The organism is Candidatus Flexifilum breve (assembly GCF_016713355.1).
In genome coordinates, this window is the sequence record NZ_JADJPI010000023.1 from 174,936 (window position 1) to 188,202 (window position 13,267).

Annotated in this window: 9 protein-coding genes; 6 read left to right on the forward strand and 3 right to left on the reverse strand. The window is 61.7% G+C overall.

All coding sequences use genetic code 11. The annotated features are described in order from the left end of the window. Window positions 1–89: 89 nt before the first annotated feature. The 3 genes from IPK17_RS41095 (at window position 90) to IPK17_RS20525 (ending at window position 2,051) form a co-directional block, all read left to right on the forward strand. Window positions 90–626, forward strand: a complete 537-nt coding sequence (locus IPK17_RS41095; RefSeq protein ID WP_502748959.1) for a TSCPD domain-containing protein — start codon at window positions 90–92, stop codon at window positions 624–626. Window positions 627–808: 182 nt separating this feature from the next. Then, complete coding sequence (locus tag IPK17_RS20520; RefSeq protein WP_343419566.1) at window positions 809–1,423, forward strand: GvpU-like protein; 615 nt, start codon at window positions 809–811, stop codon at window positions 1,421–1,423. A gap of 7 nt (window positions 1,424–1,430) precedes the next feature. Next, on the forward strand, window positions 1,431–2,051 hold the full coding sequence (locus IPK17_RS20525) for a YdcF family protein (protein WP_343419567.1): 621 nt from the start codon (window positions 1,431–1,433) through the stop codon (window positions 2,049–2,051). A 119-nt stretch (window positions 2,052–2,170) separates the two neighbouring features. On the opposite strand, the gene IPK17_RS20530 is transcribed toward IPK17_RS20525, so the two are convergent. Further along, window positions 2,171–3,094 carry a CPBP family intramembrane glutamic endopeptidase gene (locus tag IPK17_RS20530; protein ID WP_343419568.1) on the reverse strand — a complete coding sequence of 308 codons (924 nt, stop codon included), beginning with the start codon at window positions 3,092–3,094 and terminating at the stop codon, window positions 2,171–2,173. 236 nt (window positions 3,095–3,330) lie between these two features. On the opposite strand from IPK17_RS20530, the gene IPK17_RS20535 reads away from it, so the two are divergent. From IPK17_RS20535 to IPK17_RS20545, 3 genes are all read left to right on the forward strand, one after another. Continuing rightward, complete coding sequence (locus IPK17_RS20535; protein WP_343419569.1) at window positions 3,331–9,252, forward strand: Ig-like domain-containing protein; 5,922 nt, start codon at window positions 3,331–3,333, stop codon at window positions 9,250–9,252. 196 nt (window positions 9,253–9,448) lie between these two features. After that, window positions 9,449–10,336, forward strand: a complete 888-nt coding sequence (locus tag IPK17_RS20540) for a hypothetical protein (RefSeq protein ID WP_343419570.1) — start codon at window positions 9,449–9,451, stop codon at window positions 10,334–10,336. A gap of 116 nt (window positions 10,337–10,452) precedes the next feature. Continuing rightward, entirely contained in the window at window positions 10,453–11,766 is a 1,314-nt protein-coding gene (locus IPK17_RS20545) for a toll/interleukin-1 receptor domain-containing protein (protein WP_343419571.1), read from the forward strand. On the opposite strand, the gene IPK17_RS20550 is transcribed toward IPK17_RS20545, so the two are convergent. Next, window positions 11,759–12,631, reverse strand: a complete 873-nt coding sequence (locus IPK17_RS20550; RefSeq protein WP_343419572.1) for an alpha/beta fold hydrolase — start codon at window positions 12,629–12,631, stop codon at window positions 11,759–11,761. The genes IPK17_RS20545 and IPK17_RS20550 overlap by 8 nt on opposite strands. Then, window positions 12,628–13,267 (reverse strand): lipid II:glycine glycyltransferase FemX (locus IPK17_RS20555; RefSeq protein WP_343419573.1); only part of this gene is annotated, 640 nt, incomplete at its 5' end. The genes IPK17_RS20555 and IPK17_RS20550, both read right to left, overlap by 4 nt.

Sequence of the window (13,267 nt, forward strand, 5' to 3'; positions counted from 1 at the left end):
GCAGGGCGGCAGCCGAAGTCGAAGACGAACCGATTGCGCAGGTGGCGACGCCGCACTACGTCTACCCGCGCCCGAGCAAGCTGCAAGGCGTGACCGTCACCTGCAAGACGCCCTACGGCACGGCTTATATCACCATGAACAGCGACGAACAGGGCTTCCCGTTCGAAGTGTTCATCACGGCGCCGGGCAAGGCGGGCAGCGACCTGCAAGCCGACGCCGAAGGTCTGGGACGCATGATTTCGCTGCAACTGCGCACCACCGCGCCGCAGAATCGCCGCCAGATGCTGAAGCTGGTCGTCGATCAACTGCAAGGGATTGGCGGAGCACGCTCGATTGGCATGGGGCCGAACCGGGTGCTCTCGCTGCCGGATGCGGTCGCCGGGGCGCTGCTCGATAACTTCTTCCCCGAAGACAAAGCGCAGCAGCTCGGCCTGTTCGGCGATATGTTCGACCTGCCCGTGACGCCCGCTCCGGTCAGCGCGCCCGAACCGGAACAGCCCACCGCGAAGCACAACCCGAACGGCGCGATCAGCGGGGCGGACATGTGCCCGTCGTGCGGCACGATCTCGCTGGTGCGCGCGGAAGGCTGCCGCAAGTGCCTGACCTGCGGTTACAGCGAGTGCTAAAAACCTGACCCCTTCCCCTCCTCGAATTCAGGGAGGGGAGACAGACAAAACAATTAAGGACGAGGCATGCCTCGTCCCTACAAAATCTCATCAGTAGCAATAGGGGACGGTCCAGCGACCGTCCCTTGTGTTTCGTGTATAATGCGGGACTTTGAATGGTGTAAGTAAAGGCAGTTGAGTGTATGGCGAATGTCCCCAACTTCGGCGGGTTCTGGCAAGAGCCGGATTTTCTGCTGATGAATCTCGTGTCGCTGCTGGCGAACAAGCTGGAATCGGACCTCGGGGTGACGCTGCTCGTCGGCGGCTCGATCATCACCGGGACACTGGTCAGCGAACGCTACTATCTGTACTCGCTGGGTGAGATTCTGCGCAATGTGGGGCGCGCGCCGATGGATATTCCGCCGGACATTGTCGATCTGGTGGCGGACGCGCTCGGTGTAGAGGACTACACCGAAGATGATTATCCGGATATGTACACCGAAGATGACGACGAAGCCGAAGATGAGCCGGAAGCGGTCACGCCGCAGTCGGATGGCGTGCAGGCGGCGACCGAGTTGACCGACCGCGCAGATTTGGCCGATGATGAGGAAGATGATCTGCCGCCCGCGCCGCCGCTGCTCCAGCATCTGCATCTCAAAGACCCGGTGTGGATTTACCCGAATACCACCGTGCGCTTCGGGCAAAGCCAGCTCCCGGTGATTCGGCTGCGGCTGGCGTCCATTGATGGCTGGATGTTCGGACGCATCAACATCAGCCCCTTTGACGAAGATATCCCCAACATCGGGCTGATTCAGTAGGTCGACGATGCGCATTCGTAAATGGCTGCGACGGGTGGTGATCGTGATCGGCGGGTGGCTGATCCTCGCCCTCATCCTGAGCGTGATCGTCGTGGCGTACGGCGAAACGGAACGCGCGGCGGCGGCGGATGTGATCGTCGTGCTGGGCGCGGGGCTGCGCCGGGATGGTCAGCCGGGGCCGGCGCTCATCCGGCGGGCGACGCACGCGGCGCTGCTGTATGAGCAGGGGTACGCGCCGCGCATCATCTGTTCCGGCGGCTTCCCGCTGCGCGCAATTCAACGCAGCGAGGCGGATGCGTGCCGCGCGGTGCTGGTCGAACGCGGCGTGCCCGCTGAGGCGGTCGTGCTTGAAGAACAGAGCCGCAGCACTGAGGAAAACGCCGTCTACACGAAGGAACTCATGGACGCGAACGGTTGGCAGACGGCGGTCGTCGTCAGCGATCCGTATCACATGTTCCGCGCGGGCATCATCTTCTCGCAGGTAGGCGTCAACCACACGCTGTCGCCGGGGGTGTCACCGCCGTTGGCCGCCTATGTCCCCGCCGTCGCCCGCGAAGTCGTCGCGCTGCACTGGCAAGCGTTCAAGACGATTCTCAATCTGCCGTATACGTACGTCCCGTGGTTGTAGAGCGAACCTCACCCCGTTTCGCTGCGCTCAACCGCCCCTCTCCCGAGGGCGAGGGGCAAAGGTAAGTCATTTTTCGCCCCTCGCCTTTAGGAGAGGGGTTGGGGTGAGGTTAAATGTTTTCACCCGCCGGGGGTGATCGAACCCATGGCGATGAAGGCGAAGATGGCGACATCCTGCCAGAAGTGGATGAACCACGCCCAGAAAAGCCCTCGCGTTTCCAGCATCGACTTGCCAAGATACCAGCCGAGCACCCCGGACATGATCACGCCGAGCAGGCCATACGGCACGCCGTAGAAGTGCCACAGCCCGAAGAGCGCGGCGGTGAGCAGCAGCGCCTGTGATCCGCCAACTGCGTTTCGCAGCGGGGCGAGCAGCGCGGCGCGGTAGAGCGTCTCCTCGCTAAACGAATTCAAGGCGGCGAACAGCAGCACGAAGGGCAGCAGCGGCAGCACCCCCGCCAAGCGGTCGAGCGGCGCTTGACCGAAGGCCAGCAAAAAGGCCAGCGTGCCGAGCGTGATGCACAGCGCGGAAATCCAGCCTAAGCGTCCCCAGCTCATGGGTTTGTCGATGAAGCGCGGAATCGGCGCGACGGTCGCGCGCATGTCCCCCAGGCCGAGGAAAAACTCACTCCGGCGGCGGTAGATCACACCAAGTGCAACCAGCATGAGCAGCGCCGAGCCAAAGCGCAAAAGCTGTGTGCTCAGCATCTGCGTGCTGAAGGCCGATCCGCGAAACCAAACGCGCCATAGGTCAGTCGCGCCGACCCAGGCGGCCAACGGTTCGACCAGCAGCAGGACGGCGAAGAGGGCGAAGTACACGCGCAGCGGGCGCGCCGCCGACCAGACTAAGGTCAGCGCGAAGCAGGCGGCGAGCAGCCCGAGTTTGAGCGTCAGCAGCGGGACGGGCAGCGCAAGGCCAAGTTCCTGAATCAAGATGTTGGGCAGGTTGGAGAGGGCGAGCGTCGTGATCCACGCGACGCTGAGGAGGGTGAGACGATCCGACCGATGCGGGACAACCGATGAAGCAGACAGAGGTACAGTCACGATAGGTATCCTAAAGGTGCGCAGAACCTGAGCCTACCATAGCGAGCTTGACCGCTGACCACGAGTGATAGAGGGCATAGGCAGGCACGTAATTGATCATTAGTGCGCGAATATATAAGTAATCGTACATTCGCGGTAGGTGGGCGGTAGGGTAAGCGTGGGTTAAGGGATCAGCAGACCGGGTGTTCCGCGCTATAATTAACGTAAGAATGTTTATGACCCCGGAAGGACGCTTCATGCGCAAACTTCTTCTGCTCGTGCTCCCTCTCTTGCTGTTGATGGGCGGCAGCCTGATCAACGCGCAAGACGCGGCTCCCACAGAGGAGCCTAATTCGTCCGCGCTGGTGGTGGCGCAGGTGCTGCCCGCGCCGGAAAGTACCGGCATTGATACGGAAGCGACGGTCACGGTGATCTTTAACCGTCCGGTTGTGCCGTTGGTGATCGCCGAAGAGGCGGCGAACCTGCCTGACCCGCTGACATTCGATCCCGCGGTTGAAGGCACGGGTGAATGGCTGAATACCTCGATCTATACCTTCACCCCGGCGACGGCGTTCGCGGGCGGGACGAAGTATATCGTCACGGTGGACGCTGTGACCGCCGTCGATGGCTCGACGCTCGAAGCGCCGTATGTGTGGGAATTCACCACCGTTGAGCCGGCGGTCTCGGAGGTTTTCCCACGCGATGGCCAGACAGATGTGCTGCTCAACGGCTCGCTGCAAGTCCGCTTCAACCAGCCGGTTGATCGCGACAGCGCGGAAGCCGCGTTCCTGCTGCGCGATCCGCGCTCGGGCGACGAAGTGGGCGGTGCGTTCTCGTGGGCGGATGACAGCGCGGGTTTCCGCTTCACACCGGATGCCGATCTCGAACTGGGAACGCTGTACGAAGCAGGCTTCCTCGAAGCGACGGTCGTCTCGATCAACGGCGGCGCGCCGATGGCGGACGGCATGACGTGGAGGTTCGGAACCGTGCCGCTGCCCGGCATCCGCCAGACGCAGCCGGACAACGGCGACAACGGCGTGTACCCGTGGGGCGGCTTCACCATCTACTTCGAGTCGCCCATGGATGTGGACACCATCGCCGACCGGATCACCATTGAGCCGGAGCCGTGGCGCGAATACGATGCCTACTACGGCGATTGGGATAACAGCTACACGCTCTCGTTTCCGACCGAGCCGAGCACCGAATACACGATCACGATTGAACCGGGGATGCGCGACCTCTACGGCAACGAGATCACCGAGGGCCGTGTGATCACCTATACGACCGCGCCCTACGATCCCGAAATCATCCTGCAAGCGCCGGGGAATATCGGCTTCTATAACGCCTACAACCCGCAGACGCAGGTCTTTTTGACGCACATGAACGTCGGGCAGGTTGATCTCTCGCTGTACCGCGTGCCGACCGATAGTTTTATGAGACTCGGCTATGACACGCAGACCACAGGTCTGGACAATCGCGAGCTGCTGCGCTCGTGGTCGATTCCGAACGTTGCGCCGGAAAACGCGCGCCGCTACGAACTGCTCGACCTCGGCAGCGTCAACAACATCGACTGCCCCGGCGCGCCGGATACGCGTTTGCAGGTCGGGATGATGGCCGTCGTCACGGCGACCGATGCGCTGCGCGCCCGCGAAAGCGCGCCGAGCGGCGAAGTGCTCACGCTGCTGTATACCGATTACCGCATGCCGATCATTGGCGGGCCGGTGTGCGCGAACGGGTTGGTGTGGTGGCAGGTTCAGCTCCGCGACGAACGCGCGGCCTGGGTGGCGGAAGGCACGACGGATGAGTACTTCATCGCGCCGACCGAAGCGCAGCCTGAAGAGACACCCGTCGTCATCCCAACGGAGAACGGCGAACCGCTCGCGCCGGGCATCTACTATTTGCGCGGCAGTGCGCCGGAATTTGTGAGCCGCGACTATTACCCGATTGACCATCTGTTGATCGTTGGGACGGCCAACATCACGCTGAAATCCAGTTTTGACGAGGTCACAGCGTGGGTGACGAACGTCAACACGGGCGAACCGATCGCCAATGCGCCGCTGACCGTGTACAGCTCAGAACGCGGCGAACTGGCGCGCGGTACGACCGACGCCGATGGCATCGCCACGATCCCGATTCCGCCCATGCCGAATCTGTATGACGAATATGTGCGCGTGCTGCTGGACGACGGCCAAAACTTCGGCGTCGCGTTCGGCACGTGGTCAGATGGCATTGAAGGCTGGTCGTTCGGCATGGCGACCAACTACTATGCGCTGCCGTACCGGGCTTACCTGTACACGGATCGTCCGCTGTACCGTCCGAATCAACCGGTGTACTTCCGCGGGATTGTGCGCGGGCGCGACGATGTGAGCTATCCGATCAGCGATCTCGGCCAGGTCTGGATTCAGATCAACGACCCGGAGGGGCAAGTCATCTACGAAGATTTCGTCGAATTGTCGGAGTATGGCACGTTTGACGGGCAGTTCGACCTCGCGGACGACGCGGCGCTCGGCTACTACGAGCTGATCGTCAATCTGCCGAACGTTGAGCAGTGGTTCGACACGGGCAGCCGCCTGACCTTCGGCGTGGCGGAGTATCGCCTGCCGGAATATCAGGTCAACGTGACGCCGGATCAAAGCGAAGTCGTGCAGGGCGATACGGTCAGCGTGACCGTGGACAGCCGCTACTTCTTCGGCGGGGCGGTCAGCAACGCGTATGTCGAATACAGCGTCATCGCTCAGCCGTACTACTTCGCGCCAGATACCAACGGCAATTACAGCTATATCGACTATGACGCCGACGCGGGCGCCAGCGAGTTTTATGGCGGCGGCGGCGGCGTGGTGACGAGCGGCGAAGGCGAAACCGACGCTAACGGTCAGCTCGTGATCGAAGTCCCGGCTTCGCTGGACGACGCCACGCAGAGCATGACCTTCACGCTCGAGGCGACGGTGACGGACGAGAGCGGGCAAGCCGTATCGGGGCGCACGGATATCGTCGTGCACAAGGGGCTGGTCTACATCGGCGTGCAGCCGGAAAACTACGTTTCGACGGCGGGCGACGAGACGGCCTTCAACCTGATCGCGGTCGATTGGGACGGGCTGCCTGTCGCCAACCAGACGGTCAGCGTGGAAGTGGTCGAACGGCGCTGGTCGAGCGTGCAGGAGCAGGACGAATTCGGGCGCACGACGTGGACGTATGAAGTCGAAGAAATCCCGGTGACCGACGGTGAAGTCGTCACCAACGCGCAGGGTGAAGCGATGTTTACGTTCACCCCGCCGAACGGTGGCATCTTCAAGCTGAAAGCCTCGACCATCGACGCGAACGGCAACGATGTCATTTCTGCCAGCACGGTGTGGGTGAGCAGCCGCGAGTATGTCTCGTGGCGGCAGCAGAACAGCAACCGCATCGACCTGATCGCCGACAGCGAAGCCTACGAGGTGGGCGATACGGCGGAAATCCTGATCACCTCGCCGTTCCAGGGCACGACCGAGGCGCTCATCACCGTGGAACGCGGCGGCGTGCTGAACGTCGAACGCGTGACCATGGAGAGCAACTCGTATGTCTACCGCCTGCCCATCACTGACGAGTACGCGCCGAACATCTACGTGAGCGCGGTATTGGTCAAGGGCGTGGATGAGACCAACCCGGTGGCGGCCTTCCGCATGGGCTTGATCCAACTGGCCGTCGATAACGAACGCAAGCAGATCACCATCGACATTGTGCCGGATGTGGCGCAGGCTGGCCCCGGCGATACGGTCACGTACACGGTGCGCACGAGCGACTACGCGGGCAACCCGGTGCGCGCAGAAGTCGGCGTCGGCCTGACTGATCTGGCGGCGCTCACGCTGGCCGACCCGAACAGCCCGCCGATCCTCGGCCACTTCTACGGGCAGCAGGGCTTGAGCGTGCGCACGGCGACGCCGCTGACGATCAACGTCGATCAGATGACGCAAACTGTGCTCGATACGATCAAGGGCGGCGGCGGCGGTTTCGGTGAGGGCGGCATCTTCGACATCCGCGAGGAATTCGTCGATACGGCCTACTGGAACGCGCACGTCGTCACGGATGCCAACGGCACGGCGACCTTCAGCGTCACGCTGCCGGACAACCTGACGACGTGGCGGCTCGACGCGCGCGCGGTCACGCAGGGCGCGGACGGCAATATGCTCGTCGGGCAGGACACGTTCGATCTGCTCAGCACCAAGCCGCTGCTGATCCGTCCCGTGACGCCGCGCTTCTTCGTCGTGGGCGATGAAGCCACGCTGGCGGCCATCGTCAACAATAACACAGGCGACGATCTGACCGTGCAGGTGGCGCTGAGTTCGCAGGCGGTGACGCCGGATCAGGCGACGCAGACGCTCAACCTCCCGGCAGGCCAACGCGCCCGCGTCGAATGGACCGTGACGATCCCCGATGTCCCGGCGGTCGACCTGATGTTCGCGGTGCAGGATGCGGGCGGGCGTTACGGCGACGCGAGCATTCCGCCGCTGGCACAGGACGGCGTGATCCCGGTGTACCGCTACGAAGTGCAGGAGACGGTCGGCACCGCCGGATCGCTCATGGGCGAAGAATCGATCACCGAGCAGATTCTGCTGCCGAGCGGGTTTGACACGCGCGAAGCGTACCTCGACGTGTCGCTCGAACCGTCGCTGGCGGCGACCACGCTCGACGGGCTGGAATATCTGGAGAACTTCCCGTATCAATGCGTGGAACAGACGGTCAGCCGCTTCCTGCCCAACATCATGACCTACCGCGCGCTGACCGCGTTCGATTTGCAGGATGACGCGCTGCGCGCCGGGTTGGAATACAACGTCAACTACGGCATTCAGCAACTGCTGGCGACGCAGAAGGTCAACGGCGGTTGGGGCTGGTTCGTCAACAGCGAGGCCAACGCGCTGACCACTGCTTACGCCGTGATCGGCCTGTACGAAGCGCAGCAGCAGGGCTTCCCGATTGACGACAGCGTGATCAACCGCGCGCACAGCTATCTGCGCTCGTCGTTCATCACGCCGGGGCTGAACGTGGAAACCTGGCGGCTGAATCGACAGGCATTTGTGCTCTACGCGCTGGCGCGCACGGGTGATCCCGATATCGGGCGCACGACGACGCTCTACGAGAGCCGCGACCGCTTAGCACTGTACGCCAAAGCCTACCTGATGCTCGCGCTGCACATCTTCAGCCCGAACGACACGCGCATCAACACGCTGGAGTCCGATCTGATCAACGCGGCGGTGCTCAGCGCGACGGGCGCGCACTGGGATGGTGATGTCGACCGCTGGAACTGGAACACGGACACGCGCACGACGGCAATTGCGCTGTTGGCGCTCATCCAGACCGACCCGCAAAACGAACTGCTGCCGAATGTGGTACGTTACCTCGTGAGTCAGCGTACGGTCGACGCGTGGGAGACCACGCAGGAAACGGCCTGGGCGGTCATGGCGCTGACCGACTGGATGACGCTGAGCGGTGAGCTGACGCCGGATTACAGCTATAACGCGACGCTCAACGGCACGGTGCTCAACGAACAAGCGGTGACCGATCCGCGCGCAGACTTTGAGACGACCATCGACATCACGCAGCTGCTGACCGACACCGCGAACGAGCTGGTGATCGACCGGACGGCGGGCGCGGGCGCGCTGTACTACACGGCGCATCTGCGGGCGTTCCTGCCCGTGCCGGAAGTCGAACCGCTGGATAACGGCATCATCGTCGACCGGCGCTATACCATCGGCGATGAAGTGGTCACGTCGGCGCGCGTCGGCGATACCGTGCAGGTGCGGTTGACGGTCATCGTGCCGAACAGTGTGCACTACGTGGTGATCGAAGACCCGATCCCCGCGGGGTCGGACGCGGTCGACCCGAACCTCAACACCAGCCAGCAGATCGGCACGCAGCCGGAACTCAACCTCCAAGATCCGCTGAGCTATGGTTGGGGCTGGTGGTTCTTCAGCAACATCGAGTACCGCGACGAGAAGGTTGTGCTGACCAGCGACTATCTGCCGGCAGGGACATACGAATATGTGTACACCATCCGCGCGGGTCTGCCCGGTGTGTACAACGTCATCCCGCCGACGGCCTACGAGTTCTACTTCCCCGAAGTCTACGGGCGGGGCGCGGGTCGCTGTTCACGATTGAAGCGGCGGAGTAACAGCCGCAGATCTCACCCCATCACCAACTGGTGATGGGGTGAATGTTTCACCCGATGTACGAACCTGTAGGGGAGGGGCCCACCCCTCCCACTGCCGGGCGACTATTCTGTCCGGCTTTCGAGCATGCTGGAGCGCAGGCCAGCTAAAGTTTACGGATCGGTCAGAAAACCGCGCATACAATCAAATTGAAACACATCGCTTCCCCTCTGGTGTTAAAGGGGTTCCTCGCATGTCCGCTGATGTCCAAGCCATCCAAACCGCCCTGAACGCGAACGACAAGAAAACCGCGCAAAGCCTGCTTATCCCCCTGTTGAAACTGCAGCCGACCGCCGACCTGTGGGTGCTGGCGGCGAAAGCGGCGAATACCCAAGAGCAAGCCATCGATTTTCTGCGCCGCGCGCTCGCCCTCGATGCGTATCACAACGAAGCGAATCGGCTGCTGCTCAAAATCGAGGGCGTCAAGCCGCTCGCCGAACAGCAGCAGGAACAGCAGTCCCGGCAGACCTTTGCCAGCCAGCAGGCGAAATTGGGAAAAGAACTGCCCGCGCTCAAGCAGACGCGGCGCAAGCCCGTCAACTGGGGGCGCCGCCTGCTCACGCTGCTGCTGTTCATGGTGTTCAGCGCGTCGTGCACGGCGATCACGCTTAATCTGGTGGGCGTGATCACGGGGCCGGTCACGGCGATCACCGTGATCACGGGTGGGCCGCAGCCCGTCACCCTGCTCGATGGTGTGCCGATTGGGCAGATCGACGATGCGGTGCTGCGGATCGAACCGTCACAGGTCAAAGCGGCGCTGCAGCGTGACACCAACGTGCTCGACCCCGGCTATGTGCACGCCTACACCTTCAACGCGCGGGATGGTGAAACGTACGCGATCTACGTACAGTTCCTGTCGGTGACAGCCAACCGCGTCAGCCGGAATGTCGCGCTCGTCAGCCCGAATGGCGGCAACCGCACTGCCAACTGCCAGCGCGATCAGATTTTGCAGGGGGACAACAACATTGTGCTCACCTGTACGGTCAGCGCGACAGGGGAATGGACGGTGCGCGTGCTCGGACGCGAGAACGAAAGCGTCGGCGTGTATTTCATCGGCGTGGACAAGTTTTCGGATTTCTAAGGCACGTAGCGTGTTCAGGGGCACGACCTATCCGTTGTAACACGAGGGAAGGCTTTGTGTCCCGACTGAATCCGAATACAATTCATGAACGCCACTTAATGTTGGAGGAGTCTGTTATGCCTGCGCTCCCGGTCGCCAAACGCCAAGCTCATGCCTTCTTGAGTTATTCCCACAAAAACAAAGCGATTGCTGATAAGCTGCATTACTGGCTGGATCGCGTCGCTGGACTGAAGATCTGGTATGACAGCGTGGCGATTGATGGCGGCGACAGCTTCCAGCGCAAAATCGAGCAGGGCATCGCTTCTTCTCGCTGTATCATCCGCCTGATCTCGGAGGAGTCGCTCAAATCGACGTGGGTCAAGCGCGAATACGAGCGCGCCTTCAATCATCAGGTGAGCTACCCGCAGTTTCGCATTATCGCAGTCCGGGTGGACGATTGTGTGATCGAAGATGGCTTTATGGCGGATGCGCTGTTCATCGATATGCCGAATGGCGAACTGACCACGGAATTCTGCCGCCAGTTGCTCAGCGCGATTTACCCCACCGATCTCTCGCTCAACTTTGGATCGACAACTGATATCTACGTGAGCTATGGCTGGAATGACAGTGAACAGCCGGTGGTGCGCTACCTGACGCGCTTTTTCGATCAGGCGGGCTTTCGGCTGATCGGTGACGCAAAAGACCAACCGAAGTTCAAAGGCCGTGACCAGTACGACCGCATCCGTGAGATCATGGAGAGCTGTCGCGGTTTTCTGGCGATTGCGCCGTATCGCGCCGATGAACAATCACTTCAGCATGGCGGAACGTCCAAGTACATCCTGCGTGAAATTGAGTTGGCAATGGGCGCGGGGCTGCCCGTGGTGATCATCAAAGACCCCCGCGTGACGCTCAATGTCGTGCCGACCGACGAAGGGGCGCAGATTGTCGAGTTTTCGATGGAAGCGGGTTTCGAAAAAGCGGATACCTCGGCCATTGAGGCGCTCGCCAATACGCTGCGGGATCGGGCGCTGCCGGAACCGAAGCAGGAACACTATGTGTTTTATGCGACGGATATCAACCGCGAGACTGAAAATCGGCGCGCGCTGATTCGCGAGGTGATCCAGCGGGTGACGAGTATGCCCTGCCGGTTTGGCGAGAGCATCGGCGAGCGCAACGATATCTATCGCGTCATCATCGACAATATCAAGCACGCCTTCGTCATGGTGGCGGATCTCAGCGATATGCGCCCGAACATTCTGATCGAATCTGGGATCGCGATCGGAGCGGATGTCCACATTTTCTACGTGCAAGGTGGTGAAGTTCACCGCCCGCCGGTCATGCTCGGCAGCCCGCAGATCCACGAATACCGCGATGACGGCGAGCTGATCGGGATTGTGCACCAGATCATGCTGCCGTATCGCCGCGCCGTGTTGAATTCGGATCTCAGCTAAAGAATTCGCTCAGCAGCGCGTTGACCTCGTTGGGCTTCTCGTGCTGCACCCAGTGCGTCGCATCCTCAAAGTAGATCACGCGCGCATCGTCGCACAGCGTCGTGCTCTCCTGCGCCATTTCGCGCTGCAAGAAGCGATCCTGCGCGCCCCAGATGATAATCGTTGGCACGGTGACGCGCGCATTGTTCAGGAACGCGCCGTCATCCAGCCGCCGACCCATCGCCCGATACCAGTTGATCATCGAACTCAGCGCGCCGGGCTGCTTCCAGGCGCGGATGTATTCGGTGATATCCGCGTCGCTGAACGTGCCCGGTTTGCTCGTTTGCAGCAGGGCTTGCGCGGAGAAATAGAACTCGCCCGCGCTGCTGAACAATTCGGGGAGCACGGGAAGCTGGAAAAAGCCGATATACCAGCTTTTGAGCATCTGCGCCGGACTCGAGCGCACCGTTTCCAGCATGATTTTCGGATGCGGCACGTTGAGAATCGCCAGCTTCTTGACGCGCTCCGCGTGGCGGATGGCGGTCATCCACGCGACTGCTGCGCCCCAGTCATGCCCGACGACGTAGGCTTGTTCGCGCCCCGCTGCGTCGATCAACCCGGCGACATCGGCGGCCAGCGTGCTGATCTTATACTTCTCAATGCCGCGCGGCTTCTCGCTCAGGTTGTAGCCGCGCTGATCCGGCGCCCACACCCAGTAACCCGCCGCGGCGAGATAGTCGATCTGCTGGCGCCAGCCGTACCAGAATTCGGGAAAGCCGTGCAGCAGGATGACGAGTTCACCATTCGGGTCACCGGCCTGTACCACATGCAGGTTTACGCCGTTGGTGCTGATCATCTTGTGTTCAAGCGTGTGCGTGTGCGTCATGTTGAGCCTTTCTGTCGTCGTCCCCGCATCCAGTTTAGGAAGCGCGGATAAAGTTCTTCGAAGGCGTTGTAGAGCAGCGGATAAGGAGCATAGTCCCACGCGCCGATATGCCGCGTGACCGTGCCGCGAAACCCGCGCTTGAAGTTATACACGCCCCACAGCGGATCATCTTCGGTGAAGGCGTTAGGCGCGCCCCACATATCGTAAACCGTGTAACCCTGCCGTTTCGCCCAGCGCATGGCCTCCCACTGCAGCAGGTAATTCGGCATTTTGTCGCGCTGGTCGTCGGAGGATGCGCCGTAGAAGTACCAGCACTTCTGCCCGAAGTGGAACAGAATCACCTGCGCGATCGCCTTGCCGTCGACTTCAGCGATCAACGGGTGCGCCAATCCCGCCGCGATGAACGCGCGCCACGCCTGTTCATAGTAGGACGGCGGACGGATGAGGAAGTTGTCGCGTTCGCCCGTGACGCGGTACAGGTCGTAGAGCAGGGGAAGGTCGTCGACGGTGCCCGCGCGCACGGTCACGCCTTCGCGTTCGGCAATGCGGACTTTGCGGCGGGTGCTCTGGCTCATGCCCGCCAGCAGTTGCTCTTCGGTTTGCGTCAAGTCGATGGTGATGGTGTTGCGGAACTGC

Bases quoted from the DNA above. Each gene is read 5' to 3' on its own strand.
- IPK17_RS20520 (WP_343419566.1), top strand. From the start codon at position 809: ATGGCGAATGTCCCCAACTTCGGCGGGTTCTGGCAAGAGCCGGATTTT.
- IPK17_RS20540 (WP_343419570.1), top strand. From the start codon at position 9,449: ATGTCCGCTGATGTCCAAGCCATCCAAACCGCCCTGAACGCGAACGAC.
- IPK17_RS20550 (WP_343419572.1), bottom strand. From the start codon at position 12,631: ATGACGCACACGCACACGCTTGAACACAAGATGATCAGCACCAACGGC.
- IPK17_RS20535 (WP_343419569.1), top strand. From the start codon at position 3,331: ATGCGCAAACTTCTTCTGCTCGTGCTCCCTCTCTTGCTGTTGATGGGC.
- IPK17_RS20545 (WP_343419571.1), top strand. From the start codon at position 10,453: ATGCCTGCGCTCCCGGTCGCCAAACGCCAAGCTCATGCCTTCTTGAGT.
- IPK17_RS20525 (WP_343419567.1), top strand. From the start codon at position 1,431: ATGCGCATTCGTAAATGGCTGCGACGGGTGGTGATCGTGATCGGCGGG.